The organism is Streptomyces sp. NPDC051243 (genome assembly GCF_044455405.1).
Classification (GTDB): Bacteria; Actinomycetota; Actinomycetes; order Streptomycetales; family Streptomycetaceae; genus Streptomyces.
On the sequence record NZ_JBITES010000013.1, the window covers coordinates 50,773 to 66,675 of the forward strand.

The following is a 15,903-nucleotide window of genomic DNA, read 5'->3' on the forward strand; positions in this document are numbered from 1 at the left end:
GAATCTGGCGGGTGTGCGGATCAGTCACGCCCGAGCGTGGTCTCGATCTCCTGAACGACCCGCCACAGCGGAGCGCCGCGCCGGGACACGACGACCACCACGTCGTCGGGCTGCTCGTCGACGGCGGGGCCCGGGGCGGGGGCGGCGCCGAAGGCGGACTGCACATAAGCCAGCGCGTGGTCCACTTCGGTGTTCGAGTCGCCCTGGCCGTCCGACCGCAGCCACGAGCGCAGCGCGTTGTTGTGCGCCGCGACCACGGCGGCGGCGATCACGTCGGCCTGCAGGGTTCCGTCGCGCCGGCCGGCGAAGCGCTCGCGCAGATACTCGGCGAGGGCGCGCTCATAGCGCCACACCACGGACAGTTCGTAGGCGCGCAGCCCAGGCACCTTCTTGGTGAGCCGGTAGCGCTGCACCGAGAACGCCGGGTTCTCCGCGTACATGCGCAACACCAGCCGGGCCGCGTCGCACACCCGCCGCACCGGCTCGTGGTCGTCGTCGCCGGCGGCCAGGAAGGCCGTCATGTCGGTGAGGCACCGCTCGTGGTCGGGGAAGACCACGTCCTCCTTGGACGGGAAGTAGCGGAAGAACGACCGCCGGCCGACACCCGCCAGCGCCACGATGTCGTCGACGGTGGTCTGCTCGTAACCCCGCTCCAGGAACAACCGGAAAGCCGCCGCGATCAGTGCCTCGCGCATCGGGGGCTTCGCCGTCCCGGCCTCCGTCTTCTCGTCGCCGCCGGGGGTCGCGTTGCTGGAGCTCATGGACGGGAACGTAGCACCACAGCGGGCTCGATGGCACTCAGTGCTGTCGCTGCAGGGTACTGAGTGCTGTCGGTTCCCGGCGCGGACGACCCGGCGAGGGTCCGCTGCCGCCGGTCCGCGTACGATCGGCTGCCGCCCAGCCGAGGAGCCCGCATGCCGCCCGCCCGACCCCGCATCCTGTACGTCACCGACCTGGCCTACCAGGCCCGCGGGCGCCGCTACTGCGACGAGGACGTCTTCCTCACCTCCCGGCTGCGTGACGACTTCGACCTCGCCCTGTGCCATCCCCGGGACGCGGCCGCGCTCATGGACGCCTTCGACGCGGTCGTCGTCCGCAACAGCGGCCCGGTCCTGGCACACCAGGACGCGTACGACGAGTTCCGCCGGCGCGCGACCGCCGACGGGACGCGCGTCTACAACCCGCTCACCGGGAAGGCCGACATGGCCGGAAAGCAGTACCTGCTCGACCTGACCAGCGCCGGATACCCGGTCATCCCCACCGTGGACCGTGCCGAGGATCTGAGCCGCCTGCCCCGGACCGACCGGTATGTCGTCAAGCCCAGGCTCGGAGCCGACTCCATAGGGCTGCGGATCGTCTCCGCCGACGATGTGCGTGAGGCGGCCGACGGCGACGTCCTCGTCCAGCCGTGCGTCGACTTCGCCTACGAGGTCTCCTTCTACTTCGTCGACCACGACTTCCAGTACGCCCTGTACGCGCCGCACACCGACCGGCGCTGGCAACTGGAACCCTACGAACCCGCCGACGGCGACCTGGAGTTCGCCCGCCGCTTCATCGAGTGGAACGGCATCCGCCACGGCATCCAGCGCGTCGACGCCTGCCGCGCACCGGGCGGCGAGCTGCTGCTGGTCGAGCTGGAGGACCTCAACCCGTATCTGTCGCTGGACGCCCTGGACGACACACGACGGGACGCCTTCGTCGCCGCGATGAGGGCGTCCCTGCACCGTTTCCTCGCCGTGGAGGCCTGACCGGGGCCGCGCGCTCGCCGGGCTCCGCTGAACCGGCGGGACGCCAACCCCGTATCACTTCCCGGGGATTGGCGAACCCCGTGCAGACGGGGACGGAAGGAGAGCGGTGTGTCCACACGGCCCGACCCCGAGGAGCCGGACGACGGCCAGGTCCTGGAACCGATCCACGTCCTGCGCCCGCGCCGTACCGACGCCCTCGCTGAGCTGTTCAAGGAGTGGGAGGAGGACAACGGCCGCTACGAGACCGTCGCCGTGCCCGCGCCCCGGCCCGGCGGCGAGGACGCGACCCAGGAACTGCCGGCCGTCGCCGAGGGGGCGAGGCGCACACGGCGGGGCGGCGCCGAGGCCGGTCCCGCCGTCCCCGGCCCCGGATTCCGGCGCACCGCCATCGCGGTGGCCGTGACGGCGGCCGCTGTCATCGGCTTCGGCGGCGCCCTCCTGCTTCCCGGCCGCGACGACGACGCCGAGGCCCGGGAGCCCGCCCCGTCGGCGACCGCCTCCGCGTCGGCCGAGCCCGCGCCGCCCGCCGCGGACGCACCTGGCGCGGGCGAGCCCGGGGACTCCGCCTGCACGGCCTCCGTCCGGACCGTCAACAGCTGGCAGGGCGGCTTCCAGGGCGAGGTGACGGTCACCAACGCGCCCGCGTCCTCGGCGTCCGGCTGGACCGCGACGGTCGTACCTCCCGACGGGGCCCGTCTCACCCAGGTCTGGGACGGCACCCTCGACACGACCGCGGACGGCAGGGCGACGGTCTCCAACGCGTCCTGGAACGGTGCCCTGGCCCCCGGCGCGAGCGTCACCTTCGGTTTCCTCGCCGCCACCTCGGACTCGGCCGGCGAGCCGTCGGCGACGGTCACCTGCGCGGCGACGGCAGGGGCGGAGTGAGGCGCTCAGCGGCCGTGGTCGATCAGCGCCTGGGACACCGCGCGCACGCTGCGGGCGATGTGCTGCAGCTGCATGACCTCAGCGGCGTACAGCTTGATGGTGTGCTCGATGACCGACTCGGGCATGCCGAGCGCGGGGAGGTCGGCCCGCGCGGTCTGCAGTGCGGTGCGCGCGACCCGGATCTCGTTCTGGACCTGGATCTGCGCGTGCCGGGCGAGCAGGACCGGATGGCGGATCAGCGCCGGGTAACTGGCGTAGCGGGCCGGCACCAGCTCGCGCAGCCACTTGGCGGCGGAGCGCTCCCAGTCGTAGGAACCGGGGGTTTTGACCTGGCACGGCCAGTCAGGGGTGATGCGCGTGGTCGTCAGAGGCATGGTCATCGCTTCCGGGTGTGCGGCGTCGTATGGGTGTCCGACGGGTCGGGGCGGCCCCGGTCTAGGGGATGACCGGGGCCGCCGCCACGGGCGCTCGCGCATGCGATGCCCGACCGAACAGCCCGGGCGCCGACGCGGGTAGGAGACGGCGGCTTCGGCTGTTCGCGGAGGAGCCCGGAAGGCAGGCGGCGTGCGCACGGCGGATGGGGTGACGTGCGCATGAGCGGACCGACTGCTTTCGGCGGGCGGATGGTGCGTGTGAAGTATTTATATATGCCGTCCGCTTTGCAAGACGTATGAAAACATTCATGCGTGATTTGAACGGAATACAGCCGCTGTGCACTGCTTTGGCCGGGGTCAGTCCCGCAGGAAGAACTGGTGCTGGTCGGAGATGTGCTCGTACTCCTCCAGCCGCGCCTGCGTCCGCTCCGGGTCGGCGTCGGTCATGGCCTGCAGCAGGGCGGCGGCCATCACGCCGGGCGCGGCGTACGAGTCGAAGACCAGCCGGGAGCCGGTGCCGGTGGCGAAGACGACGTCGGCGGTGTCGGCCACCGGCCCGAGCGCCAGGTCGGTGATCAGGGCGACCTTGAGGCCGGCGCTGCGCGCGACCCGTACGGCCGTGAGCGTCTCCTGGGCGTGTCGCGGCATGGAGAACGCCAGCACCCAGGTGCCGCCCGCCTCGCGCGACTGCAGCAGCGCGTCGTAGGCGACGCTGCCGCCGCGCGTCACCAGCCGCACGTCCGGGTGGATGCGGCGCGCCGCGTAGGCGAAGTACTCGGCGAGGCACCCCGAGATGCGCAGCCCCAGGATGGTCAGCGGGGTCGACTGCGACAGCTTGCGGCCGATGTCGATCACCTGGTCGGGGTTGGCGAAGTCGCGCCGCAGGTTCTCCAGGTTGTCGATCTCGGCGTCCACCGCGGCCTGCAGTTCGTTCGCGCCGTTCTCCTCGGCCGCCGCCGGGCCCCCGGCGAGGGCGCCCAGGGCGATCGACTGGAGCTTCTCGCGCAGCGCGGGGTAACCGCTGAAGCCGACCGCCGCGGCGAACCGCGTCACCGACGGCTGGCTGACGCCGACCCGGTCCGCGAGGTCGGTGATCGAGAGGAACGCGGCCTCGGTGATGTGCTCGATCAGGTACTGGGCGATGCGGCGCTGTCCGGGCGACAGCCTCGGCTGGTCGAAGAGCGCCCTGAGCCGGGAAGTCGGGGATGCCTCGGCCTCCGGGACCGCTTTGCCCGAGGTGATGGCGGATGCCTGTGCGCGTGCCTGCTGAGGCGATGGCACCGGTGCGCCTCCTTTGTCTCCCACAGTGCTTCAACATAGCTCACACAACGTGGCGACCCCGGGGACCGGCGACGGGCGACGATCAGCGCCGGTAGATCGTGATCGAGTGGCCGACCGTGTCGACCGGACGACTGGTGTCGATCAGTTCGGCCAGCCGCCCGGTCGCCTTGGCCACCGAGGAGTCCGACACGACCAGCAGCCCGCGGACCTCACCGACCGGCACCCTGCGCGGATCGCCGGCACGGATGCCGTAGTGGGACGGCACCCCGCTGCCCTTGTACACGAGCCAGATCCGCTCGCCCCGGTACCGCTCGCGCAGTCGGTCGGCCAGCCGGCCGAGGTCCTGCCCCCAGTCCACGTTGGAGTCGTGCAACCGCAGATGCGTCTTCTCCGGCCCCCCGAACGCCTCGTTGGAGTACGGCAGGTAGTAGGGGTACGTCCGCAGCGAGCTGACCGCGACGAACAGCACCAGCGCCCCCGCCCAGACCGGTGCCCACCGCCATCGCACCGCGAGCACACAGCCCGCCGCCACCGCGAGGAACATCGGTACGAACACCGCATAGCGCGTGCCGAAGTCCCGTGACCCGAGCATGGCCGCGGCCAGCAGCACCGCCGCGGGGGCCAGCAGATACGGCGCCACGGGCCGCAGCCGCCGTACCGCCACCGACGCGAGGGCACCCGCCGCCCACAGGGCGAGCATGCCGAGCGGTGTCTTCACCAGCAGGGCGGCCGGCAGGTAGTACCAGAGCGAGCCCGTGTAGAGCCGGCCGAAGAGAAAGCCCTGCCACGGATACTCCTCGAAGCCGAACTGGACCCGCATCCCGTCCCGGTACGCCTCCGGGAACGGCAGCAGCCGAACGATCAGCCCCCGCAGCCCGTGCACCACCGGCACCGGCTGCTCCGGCGCCCAGCGCAGCCGCGGATCGACGACGAGATACGCGGCCCATACGACGGCGACGGCGGCCAGCGCCAGGACGCCCGCGCCGGCGACAGCGCGCAGGAGCGCCCTGCGGCGGGGCTCCTCCGGCGCTCTCGCAGACCACACGGACAGGGCGGTGAGTGCCAGCAGGACCGGGACCGCCGCCAGGGTGCTCATCCTCGTCGCCAGCGCCGCCCCGAGCGCGGCCCCGGCCAACGGCACACAGAGCCGGGGCCGCCGCCGGGCCCGCCACAGCAGCCAGACCGACGTGAGCACGAACCCGGCCGCCGGCACGTCCAGCGTGGCGAGCGAACCGTGCGCGATGACGTCGGGGGAGAAGGCGTACAGCCCGAGCGCCGCCAAACCGCCCACCGGCCCGGCGAGTTCACGGGCGAAAGTGAAGACGACCAACCCGAACCCGAGCGTCAGCACGATCACGGGGAGGCGGGCGAACAGCATCAGGCGCCACGGGTCGTTCCCGGACTCGTACAGCAGATGGCGGCCCAACCGGCCCTGATCGCCGGTGAAGGACCGGTCGACGTGCGGATCGGCCAGTGCCACCCCGGCGCCGATGACCAGCTTTCCGAGCGGCGGATGCTCGGGGTTGTGCCGCAGACGGTGCTCGCGCAGATACTCCGCCGCGGTGCCCACGTACACGGGTTCGTCGATCGTCGGCGTCTGCTGGACGGCGGTCGTGACCATCGCGACGGCCATCTGGCCCAGCAGCACCAGCACAAGGAGGGGGACGACCCAGCGCCGCGCGGGCCACCGCGCGGTCCGCGCGCCGGGCGGCCCGCAGAGCGTCTCCGGGACCGGGGCCGAGTGCTGTTCGAGCGCCATCATCCGCTCCGCGGCGCCGCCGGCCCCGTGGCGGCGGGAGCTGATGCCGAGCCGGCCCATGTGCCTACTCTGCATCAGCTCCCGCCGGGAACGGCGTTACCGCTTGAGGAGTCGTACCGACAGACCTTCCGCCGTGTAGACGGGTACGGCCCGCAGTGTGCCGGAGTTCAGCTCCACCCGGTCGAACTGGCCGCGCAGCCGCTGTGCCTCGATGACCGGCACCGTGGTCCCGGCGACCGGCGGGCGCTCGGTGTCGAGACGCAGCGACAGCACGCTGCCCCGGCCCAGCACCACCCGGCCGCACACCTCCAGCGCCGGACCGTGGTTCTTGCGCAGCAGCAGCTCCAGGGCCGTGTCGCCCTCCTGGACGTAGCCACCGCGTACCCGCAGCACCTTGTCCGCGCGGAGCGTGCCGCCCAGCACCCGCACATCGCCCTGACCGAGCGCGTTCGCCGACCCGGCGACCAGCACACCCGCCTCTACGACGGTGCCGCCGTGGTAGCGGTTGTGGCCCGTCAGGGTGAGCCTGCCGGTGCCGCGCTTGGTCAGGCCGCCCTCGCCGCGGATGTCGTTGCGCCACGTGTCCGCCGCGCCGAAGCCCCCGGCCGCCGCGTCCAGCGTGACGGTCACGTCGGAGTCGAAGGCGCCGTAACCGTCCGCCGCGGCGAACAGGTTCAGCCGGCCCCACTGCTCGAACGCGTCCAGCAGGACGTACCCGGCGGGCAGCGCGGTCGTGCGCAGCACCTCGCGGCGCTGGGCGGCGTCCAGGTACGGCTGCCGCGTCTCCAGCAGCACCTCCGCGCCCTTGGGTACGGTCAGGGGCTCGTTCCGGCCGCTCCGGGTCAGCACGTACGTCAGCTTGGGCCTGACCGCGCGGGCGTTGGCCTCCCGGTCGGCGTACGGGTCGGTGTCGGTGCCGGCCGAGTGGGCGTACGCGTACAGGGTGTCGGCGGTCGTGCCGGTCCGCTCCTTGAAGTAGGCGAGGGCCTGGGCACGGGCCGCGGCCTTGAGCTCCGCGTTGGCCGGGTCGGCGAGGGCGGCGGCGGCCAGGGCGGTGGCCATGATGCGCCCGCCGAGGACGTCGACCGTGGAGTGCATGCCCGCCACGATGCGGGTGTGGCTGAGCTCGAAGGCGCGGGTCACCAGCTCCTGGAACCGCTCGGGCACGGCGTAGGCGTACGCCAGGGCCGCCAGGTGCAGGGCGTTGGTGTGTCCGCTGGGGAACCCGCCGTCCTCGGCCGCGTTCTCGGAGCGCTGGCGCAGCAGCTGCGGGGCGACGACCACCTCCGACTCGTACACCGGGAACCCGAACGCGTCCTTCTTCCCGGTGTCGACGACCTCGCTGTCCTCGTTCATCCGCCACGGCCGCGGGTACTGGAAGGCGAACTTGGCCGGGTTGCCCGAGGCGAAGGGGCCGCGCACGGTGTCCACCAGCTTGGCCACCTTGCCGAGTTCCGAGTCGTACGACCCGGCGCCGATCGCGGAACCGGCCGGCGCGTCGGCGGGCAGGGCGTCGCTGATCTTCCCGGCGGGAGTGCCGTCCGGCGCGTTGGTGATCGAAGTGACCGCCTTGGCGCCGGACTTGTACAGGTCGGCCAGCGGACCCAGTCCGGCGATCACCGAGTAGCTCTGGTGCTGCCGGTCGACGATGAACGATTCCTTCGCCTCGGCGTCCGTGCGCGTGGCGGTGATCCGGGCGCAGTAGCGCATGTTGGCGCGCAGCACCTCGGGCATGAGCGGCGTGCCGGTGTTCCAGGCGTCGCCGGTCTTCCACACCTTCGCGAAGCCGCCGAGGATGCGGACCACCGCGTTGGTCTCGGGCGTCTGGTTCGCTACGACGTTGGTCTTGTAGTCGTCCACGAACGCGGCGGCGTTCACGGCTGCCTTGGCGTCCGCGGAGGGAAGCCAGCCGGCGAAGGCGGGGACGGCCACCAGGGCCGCGCCACTGCCGACGGAGGTCAGGAGAAAGCGCCTTCTGTTCATGGACGGGGTGGCGTGGCGCCCGGCGGTTGACGGCATGCGTGCCTCTCTTGAGCTCTTCGGCCGTACGGCCGGGGGAGAAGATCGAAACGATCGACTCGGCCGTCCGGAGCGCGGGAGACAGCGGGTGCGCGGAGGCGCAGAGGCGTGGGTAAGCGCTTGAGGCCGAGTCGTACGAGCGAAGATCTACGGGCGAGTTGTGTCGGACTCGGGATGGCCCGGCGTCCGGCAGGTGTCACCCAAGTGAACGGGCGATGGTCACCGCCCCCTCCACCGGAGGGAGTTGGAGCGGCTGGGCCCGTGCCCCGGGCACCCTCTCGGCGAGGGCGGAGGTGAAGGCGTCGTACAGGACGGGCTGGGCCAGGACCGTGCTGCCCGCGACGACGACGTCGTCCACCGCGACTCCGCGCGCGGCGAGCCGCGCCACGAGCGCGGCCAGCGAACGGCCGCCCTCGGCGATCACCGCACGCGCGAGCGCCGAACCGGCCTCGGCGGCAGCGAACACGACCGGCGCGTGCCGGCCCCACTCGGCGGAGATGTCCGTGGCACCCTCCAGCGCCGCGCCGAGCGCGGGCACCTCGTCGACACCGAAGGCGTCGACGAGCCCGCGGGCCAGCGCGTCGGGTTCCTCGCCGCGGTCGTGCGCCGCCCACACGGCCCGCGCGGACTCGCGGACGAGCCCCGCGGAGCCGCCCTCGTCGCCGAGGACCGCGCCCCAGCCGCCGACCTGGACCGGCGTGCCGTCGGCCAGCCGGCCGACCGCGACCGAACCGGTGCCGGCGACCAGGCCGACCCCCTTGTCCAACCCGGCGGCGGGGACGAGCAGTTCGGCGTCGCCCACCACCGACGCGGGCGTGTCGAAATGGAGTTGGAGAGCGGTGCGGATCTGGTCGCACTGGCGAGGGGTTTCACAGGCGTGCCCGCCCACCGCGAGGGCGGACGGGCGGACGCCCTTCGGCAGGGCGCCGGCGACCAGGGTGGCGAGCCAGCCGGCGGCGGTCACGGGGTCGTGCGGCCGCCAGCCGCTGCTCGTCCGGACGTGATCGGCGACCAGGGTGTCCTCGGCGTAGGCGCGAAGATGCGTCTTGGTGCCGCCCACGTCGATGCCGACAACGACCGTGGCCGAGTGGGGGGTGTCCTGCACGGATCCTCTTTCGTCGGTGCGCTTGAGCTGCGACGGCGGGCGAACCGTGCCTGCACGGGCGGGATGCGGGCACCTTGCGACAGGTGCCGCTGAGCGGCCGTGCCCACGTCGCGAACGAGCGGCGTGGACCCGCGCCGGCGGTCGTCGGGAAGCCCCGGGACGGGCTTCGGAATGTGTGCGGCAGGCGAGTACCGCTGGAGTTCGTTAGGAAGTTAACTAACGAAGTAGGGTGCGTCAAGGGCCGCGGAATTCCCGGTGCCCGACGATCATTTCGGCGGTACGTCCGTCTCATTTCGGCGGTACGTCCGTCGCAGCACGACCTGGGGAGACCATGGACCTGAGCGAGAGCGCGCGAGCGGTGTTCGCGGTGCTGGCCGCGGCGGGCACCGCCACCCGCCCGCAGCTGGCGGCCGGTGCGGGCCTGTCCAAGCCGACCGTCTCCGCCGCCGTGGCCGAGCTCGAGGCCGTCGGCCTCGCCGCCCACTCCGGCACCGCCTCCGGCGCCACCGGACGCTCCGCCGCCGTCTACCGGCTCGGGCCCGCGTCCGGCGCCGTACTCGCCGTCGACCTCGGCCCCGCCGAGACCCGGGTGCACGGCTGCGCCCTGGACGGCACCCCGCTCGCGCAGGGCACCGGCTCGCGGACGGAGGCCGCCGACACCGTGCGCAAGGCACTCGGCGCGCTGCCCGCGAACGCCCCCCTGCGCGCCGTAGTGGTCGCCGTCGGCGACGTCACCGTCCGGGACCCGCAGGGCACCGGCGAGCGGCCCGCGACCGCCAAGGCCGGCCCCGTCTTCGACGCCATGACCGTCGCACTGCCCCCCGGCGTCCCCGTCCACCTGGAGAACAACGTCAACTGCGCCGCCCTCGCCGAACTGCACGAGGGCGCGGCCCGCGGCCGCGGGACGTTCGGCTACCTGCGGATCGGCGTCGGTATCGGTCTGGGCATCGTCGTCGGCGGCCAGGTGCTGCGCGGCGCCAACGGAGCGGCCGGTGAGGTCGCCCGGCTGCCCTTCCCCTGGGACGAGAGCCGTGAGCCGCGACATGAGGCCCTGGAGGAGCACATAGGCGTCCGCTCCCTGCTCCGGCGCACGGCCGACGCCTGGCAGGACGCCGACGGACCGTGCCCCGACACCGCCGAGCGGCTCTTCGCCCTCGCCGATGAGGGCCACGCCACGGCCGGCGCCGTGGTCGGCCGGCACGCCGTCGACATCGGGCGCCTCGCCGCCGCCGTGGCCGCCGTGCTGGATCCCGGCCTGATCGTGCTCGGCGGCGCCGTCGGCTCGAACCCGCAGCTCCAGTCGGGCGTGCGGGCCGAGCTCGCCCGGCTGAGCTGGCCCTGCGAGGTCGTCAGCAGCGCTCTCGGCGACAGTGGCACCGTCGTGGGGGCCACCCGGCTGGCCGTGGCACGTGGAATCCAAACCGTGACCGGAGCGGTCGAGGTGAGGCATTGACGGACTCCACCCGCTTCTGCCAATGTCCGGACAAGCGCTTTCTAAGTCGGTCGGGACGCCGGCTTGGGCGAGCGTCCCGCCCGTACTCGACGTACGGCAACCGCACCAGGGCGTGCTTGTGCGGCGGCGGCCACAGCGGCCGGGGACCCTCGTCCGTCAGGATGACGCGGCCGGGCGAGGCCGCGCCCTCGGAAAGCGAACCTTCCTGCAAGATGCACCCGTGCCGCCTCGGTCGGCGCCGTGCTCCGTCCCCTACCACGAAATGGGATCGAAGATGACCACTGTGGGTGTGCGGCGCTCCCGCCGACTCGGCCGCGGCGGTACGCGCCGCCTGGTTCCCCTCGCTGCCGTGGCCACGGCAGGTGCCCTGCTGCTCTCCGCCTGCGGGTCGGGTTCCGAGTCGGGCGGGACCTCCAAGTCGCTGACGTTCTGGATCTCCACGGTTCCGGGGCAGGACGCGGGCTGGAAGAAGATGGTGGCGCAGTACAAGAAGGAAGCCGGCGTCGACGTCAAGCTCGTCAACATTCCCTACGACGGCTACACGACCAAGCTGCACAACGCCGCGCAGGCGAACTCGCTGCCCGACGTGGCGGCCGTGCCCGCGCTGGACCCGATCTGGTCGAACAAGCTGATCGACCTCAGCTCCATCGCCAACGACAAGACCAACAGGATCAACGGCAACTTCGTCGCCAAGGACTCGTCCGGGAAGGTGCTGTCCATCCCCTCGGACATCACCGCGTCCGGCATGTTCATCAACAAGTCGCTGTTCGAGAAGGCCGGCGTCTCCTACCCGACCTCGCCCGAGAAGACCTGGACCTGGAAGGAATTCATCAAGGCGGCGGACGAGGTCCGGGAGAAGACCGACGCCAAGTACTCCCTGACGTTCGACCAGTCGCCGTCCCGGCTGCGCGCCATGGTGTACGAGATGGGCGGGAAGTACGTCCACGCGGACGACTCCGGCAAGTTCTCGGCGGACGCGGCGACCAAGAAGGCCGTGAACTACTTCGTCGGACTCAACGACGACAAGACCATGCCGAAGTCGGTGTGGACGAGCGGCGCCGACCCGTCGGCCATGTTCCAGAGCGGCGACGTGGTCGCCTACTGGTCCGGCGTGTGGCAGGTCGCCGCCTTCGCGGAGAGCATCAAGAAGTTCGAGTGGGCGAGCGTCCCGACCCCCGCCGAGCCGGTGCAGGCCAGCGACGTCAACAGCGGCGGCATGGTCGTCGGGTTCAACAACAACGCCGACGCGGCCACCGCCGCGAACAAGTTCCTCTCCTGGCTGTACGAGCCGGACCACTACCGCGAGCTGTGTGAGGCGTCCGGGTTCCTGCCCGTCGAGACCGGTCTGAACCCGGAGTACCCCTTCAAGTCGGAGGCGGCGCAGGCGGCGTTCAAGCTCTACAACGAGTCGATCCCGCTCTACGACCCGATCTCCGGCTACTTCAACAGCGCGCAGGCGAACTGGGTGCTGAAGGGCAAGAGCCTCACCGAGGACCCGACCAAGACGGAGCTCGGCAAGGCGATCAACGGCCAGCAGTCGGCCGACAAGGCCCTGCAGAACATCGTGGACGGCTACAACCAGCAGGTCGGCGGCTGAGCGCAGGCCGGCAGACCCGGGCGGCGGGGCTCGTCCCCGCCGCCCGGCCCCGGGAGCCCACGTGTTGCAGGGCTCATGGCCTGAGCCCTCGGCAATCCCATCCACCAGCACGGAGTCAGGAAGATGACAAAACGCGCCTCGGACGTGAACGTGAGCCCGCCCAGGAGACGCAGCAAGTACACCCTCGCGCCGCTCGTCCTCATCGCGGCCAACGTCGTGCTCTTCGCGCTGTTCTTCGTCTGGCCTGCGGTGATCGGGCTCGTCTACTCCTTCACGAACTACACGGGCGTGGGGGCGTTCCAGTTCGTCGGACTGGACAACTACAGCAACCTCGTGGGGGACTCCACCTTCTACGACGCGCTGACCCGGACGCTGCTGTACACCGTGCTCTTCGTTCCGCTGAACTTCGTGTTCTCGCTGCTCATCGCGAATGTGCTGGTGAGCAGGCACGCCAAGGGCGTGTCGGTCGCCCGCGTCTTCTTCTTCATCCCGTGGCTGCTGTCGCCCATCGTCGTGGGTGTCCTGTGGCGGTGGCTGTTCGGTGAGAACTTCGGACTGGTCAACTACCTCATCGAGAAGCTCGGCGGAAGTGCCGTTCCATGGCAGTCGAACGCGGACCTGTCGCTGATAGTGGTGGTCGTGGCGGCGTCCTGGGCCTGGACGGGCTTCTCCATGCTGCTGTTCATCGCGGCGATCAAGAACGTGCCGCAGTCGTACTACGAGGCGGCCGCGCTCGACGGCGCCGGTCCGTGGCGCCAGTTCATGAGCATCACGCTGCCGAGCATCGCGCCCACGTCCTTCATCGTCATCCTGCTCAACACGATCCACGCGATGAAGGAATATCCGCTGTTCGCCTCCCTCAACAACGGCGGCCCCGGAACGTCGAACAACCTGCTTGTCCAGTACATCTACCAGACCGGCTTCAAAACGGGCCAGATCGGCTACGCGAGCGCCGCGTCGTTCGTGCTCATGCTCATCCTGATGGCCGTCGCGATCGTCCAGCTGGTCGTCAACCGGCGGGTGGAGAACCGATGACAACCACAGACATGCCGCGCAAGGTCGACGCCGATTCCGTACGCGCCGTCTCCAAGAAGGGGCCCCGCAGCGGGCGCAGTGGTGGGCTCCGGCGCGCGGTGCCCGCGACGACACTGCTGTGGGTCCTGGCGGCCCTCTACGCGGTGCCGGTGCTGTGGTTCGTCCTCAGCTCGTTCAAGCCTGCGGGAGACCTGTTCTCCCTTCCGCTGACGCTGTTCCCGGACAACCCCACCGTGTCGGGTTACAAGGCGGCGTGGGAGAGCGCCAACTTCTCCCAGTACTTCATCAACACGACCATCGTGTGCGTGATCGCGACGATCCTCACGGTGGGAGTCAGCTGCTGTACGGGCTACGCGCTGGCCAAGTACGACAACAAATGGCTCAAGGCCTTCTTCGTCGGCATCCTGGCCACCACGATGCTGCCGGGCGAGGTCATGCTCGCCCCGCTGTTCCTGGTGGTCCGCGACCTCGGCCTCTACAACTCGCTCGCCGGCATCATCCTCCCGGCCCTGCTCACCGCGACCGGCTGCTTCATGTTCCGCCAGTTCTTCCTGACGGTCCCCGACGAGCTCATCGAGGCCGCCCGCATCGACGGCGCGCGTGAGCTGTCGATCTTCCTGAGGATCATGGTGCCGATCTCCCGGCCCATCATGCTGACGCTCGCCATCCTGTCGTTCCAGTGGCGGTGGAACGACTACATCTGGCCGCTGCTGATGCTCAACGACCCCGAGAAGTTCACCGTGCAGATCGGCATCCAGAGCCTCGTCGGGGCGCAGAACATCAACTGGTCGGTGCTGCTCGGCGGATCGGTCATCTCCATGATCCCGCTGATCGTCGTCTTCCTGGTGTTCCAGAAGTACGTCATGAACGCCGACATCAACGCCGGACTGAAGGACTGACCTTGCCCCACCCGCTCGACCACGAGTTCGTCCGGTCGGCGGCACGCGCCGCCGACCGGACGGCGGCCCCGCTGGCGGCCGACCCGGACGTGGAACCCGCCGGCGTGCCGCACCGTGGTCTGGCGCGGCGGGTGAAAACCCTGACAGCGGCATACCGTTCCCCCGACTCGGCACTGCACGGCAGCGGACAGGCGGTCGCCGCCGCGATGACCCACCTCCGCGCCCTGCGGGCCGTGCAGACGCCCTCCGGCCTCTTCGCCGGCGGCGACAACGTCCAGTCACCGCCCGACTCCGCGTTCACCGTCAACGACGTGTGCGACGCGTACGTCCTCGCCGCCGACGCGGGACCGGAACTGGGCGAGGTGACGGCCGCGCTCGCCGAGATCGCCGGCGCCGCCACCGGCAGTCTCCTGAGCGGTGGGGTGCACACCCCGAACCACCGCTGGGAGCTGAGCGCGGCGCTCGCCCGGCTGCACCGGTCGTTCCCGGACGACCGGCTGCTCGACCGCGTCGAGGAGTGGCTCGCCGAGGGCGTCGACATCGACGCGGAGGGCCTGTACTCGGAACGCAGTGCCGTCTACGCGTCCCTCGTGACCAACCCGGCGCTGCTGTTGCTGGCCGAGGTGCTCGGGCGTACCGACCTGCTGGACGCCGTCGAACGCAACCTCGCCACGACCCTGGACCTGATCAGGCCGGACGGCACGGTGGAGACCGTCCACTCGCGCCGCCAGGACCAGAAGCTCTCGTTCCCGCTGTGGCCCTACCTGCCGCACTACCGGCTGCTCGCGATCCGCACCGGCCGGGGCGACTTCGCCCGCGCGGCCCGCCTGGCGGCCGCCGACGGCATCGACGACCCCGACCTGCTCGCCCAGACCCTCCTCACCCCGGATCTGTGCCGCGCCCTGCCGGCCCCGGACGCGGAGAAGCTGCCGCGCGAGCGGTACCTCCCCACCGCACGCCTCGCCGCACACGCCTCGGCCACCGCGCACACCGTGGTGTACGGCGGCTCCGACGTGCCCGAGCACCGGCGCATCCGCTCGGGCCTCGCCTGCAACCCCACCTTTCTGCGCCTGTTCGCCGGTGACGCCGTCCTCGACGCGGTCCGTCTCTCGCGGGTGTTCTTCGACCTGGGCCCGTTCCGCGCCGCCGACATGGAACGGCTCGCCGACAACCGGTACCGCCTCACCCAAACCCTCGCAGCCGCCTACTACCAGCCGCTCCCGAAGGACCAGAGGCGCGACGACGGCGCCTACCGCCTGGTGGACGAGGGCCGCTTCTCCGCAGCGATGGCCTTCCCGGACCGGCCGCAGGACGAGTTGTCCCACACGATCCGCGTCGAGGTGGACCTGCGGGAGGACGGCGCCGAGCTGCGGATCGACATCAGCGGACCACCGGTGCCCTGGTCCCTCGAACTCACCTTCCAGCCGGGCGGCGAGCCGCAGGGCGCCGTACCGCTCGGCGACGGACGCTGGTGCATGACGACCGAGACGATGACCTACCGCGTCGGCGACGACGAGATCCGGGTCGAGGCCGCCGTCGAGACGGGCGAACCGCTGGTCGGGCCGGACCGGAGCGACGTACTGCGGTACGACCCCGGGCAGGACTACACCGTGGCGGGCGGCACCGACGCGACGACCGGAAACCGCGTCTACCTCGGTGGGCACGGACCGCAGACACTGACCCTCGCACTGCGTGCCCGCCGTCCCGCACCCGTCATGTGACCCCGACGAACCACGCCATGGCCCCCC

Annotated in this window: 13 protein-coding genes; 7 read left to right on the forward strand and 6 right to left on the reverse strand. The window is 71.4% G+C overall.

Translation table 11 applies throughout. The features are described 5' to 3' along the window. Positions 1 to 20: 20 nt before the first annotated feature. Positions 21 to 761 (reverse strand): TetR family transcriptional regulator, encoded by a 741-nt coding sequence (locus ACIBAG_RS30885; protein WP_399109517.1) that lies wholly within the window; start codon positions 759 to 761, stop codon positions 21 to 23. A gap of 153 nt (positions 762 to 914) precedes the next feature. On the opposite strand from ACIBAG_RS30885, the gene ACIBAG_RS30890 reads away from it, so the two are divergent. Beyond that, positions 915 to 1,748 carry a hypothetical protein gene (locus tag ACIBAG_RS30890; RefSeq protein ID WP_399109519.1) on the forward strand — a complete coding sequence of 278 codons (834 nt, stop codon included), beginning with the start codon at positions 915 to 917 and terminating at the stop codon, positions 1,746 to 1,748. A gap of 108 nt (positions 1,749 to 1,856) precedes the next feature. Further along, positions 1,857 to 2,633: a cellulose binding domain-containing protein gene (locus ACIBAG_RS30895; protein ID WP_399109520.1), complete on the forward strand. Its 777-nt coding sequence runs from the start codon at positions 1,857 to 1,859 to the stop codon at positions 2,631 to 2,633. A 5-nt stretch (positions 2,634 to 2,638) separates the two neighbouring features. On the opposite strand, the gene ACIBAG_RS30900 is transcribed toward ACIBAG_RS30895, so the two are convergent. The 5 genes from ACIBAG_RS30900 to ACIBAG_RS30920 form a co-directional block, all read right to left on the reverse strand. Continuing rightward, positions 2,639 to 3,013 (reverse strand): hypothetical protein, encoded by a 375-nt coding sequence (locus tag ACIBAG_RS30900; protein WP_062714808.1) that lies wholly within the window; start codon positions 3,011 to 3,013, stop codon positions 2,639 to 2,641. Positions 3,014 to 3,364: 351 nt separating this feature from the next. After that, on the reverse strand, positions 3,365 to 4,288 hold the full coding sequence (locus ACIBAG_RS30905) for a MurR/RpiR family transcriptional regulator (RefSeq protein ID WP_399109521.1): 924 nt from the start codon (positions 4,286 to 4,288) through the stop codon (positions 3,365 to 3,367). A gap of 82 nt (positions 4,289 to 4,370) precedes the next feature. Continuing rightward, positions 4,371 to 6,050 (reverse strand): ArnT family glycosyltransferase, encoded by a 1,680-nt coding sequence (locus tag ACIBAG_RS30910; protein WP_399109842.1) that lies wholly within the window; start codon positions 6,048 to 6,050, stop codon positions 4,371 to 4,373. 93 nt (positions 6,051 to 6,143) lie between these two features. Continuing rightward, complete coding sequence (locus ACIBAG_RS30915) at positions 6,144 to 8,066, reverse strand: phosphatase PAP2 family protein (protein ID WP_399109523.1); 1,923 nt, start codon at positions 8,064 to 8,066, stop codon at positions 6,144 to 6,146. A gap of 196 nt (positions 8,067 to 8,262) precedes the next feature. Continuing rightward, positions 8,263 to 9,171 (reverse strand): BadF/BadG/BcrA/BcrD ATPase family protein, encoded by a 909-nt coding sequence (locus tag ACIBAG_RS30920; protein ID WP_399109524.1) that lies wholly within the window; start codon positions 9,169 to 9,171, stop codon positions 8,263 to 8,265. A gap of 331 nt (positions 9,172 to 9,502) precedes the next feature. Here ACIBAG_RS30920 and ACIBAG_RS30925 point away from each other — a divergent pair, with 331 nt between their 5' ends. From ACIBAG_RS30925 to ACIBAG_RS30945, 5 genes are all read left to right on the forward strand, one after another. After that, entirely contained in the window at positions 9,503 to 10,624 is a 1,122-nt protein-coding gene (locus tag ACIBAG_RS30925; protein ID WP_399109526.1) for an ROK family transcriptional regulator, read from the forward strand. A 274-nt stretch (positions 10,625 to 10,898) separates the two neighbouring features. After that, positions 10,899 to 12,221, forward strand: a complete 1,323-nt coding sequence (locus ACIBAG_RS30930; RefSeq protein ID WP_399109528.1) for an extracellular solute-binding protein — start codon at positions 10,899 to 10,901, stop codon at positions 12,219 to 12,221. A gap of 123 nt (positions 12,222 to 12,344) precedes the next feature. Next, positions 12,345 to 13,256 carry a carbohydrate ABC transporter permease gene (locus tag ACIBAG_RS30935; RefSeq protein WP_399109530.1) on the forward strand — a complete coding sequence of 304 codons (912 nt, stop codon included), beginning with the start codon at positions 12,345 to 12,347 and terminating at the stop codon, positions 13,254 to 13,256. Continuing rightward, positions 13,253 to 14,155, forward strand: a complete 903-nt coding sequence (locus tag ACIBAG_RS30940) for a carbohydrate ABC transporter permease (RefSeq protein WP_399109532.1) — start codon at positions 13,253 to 13,255, stop codon at positions 14,153 to 14,155. The genes ACIBAG_RS30935 and ACIBAG_RS30940 overlap by 4 nt, the downstream gene beginning before the upstream one ends. A gap of 2 nt (positions 14,156 to 14,157) precedes the next feature. After that, complete coding sequence (locus tag ACIBAG_RS30945; protein ID WP_399109533.1) at positions 14,158 to 15,876, forward strand: hypothetical protein; 1,719 nt, start codon at positions 14,158 to 14,160, stop codon at positions 15,874 to 15,876. The last annotated feature ends 27 nt before the right edge of the window (positions 15,877 to 15,903 follow it).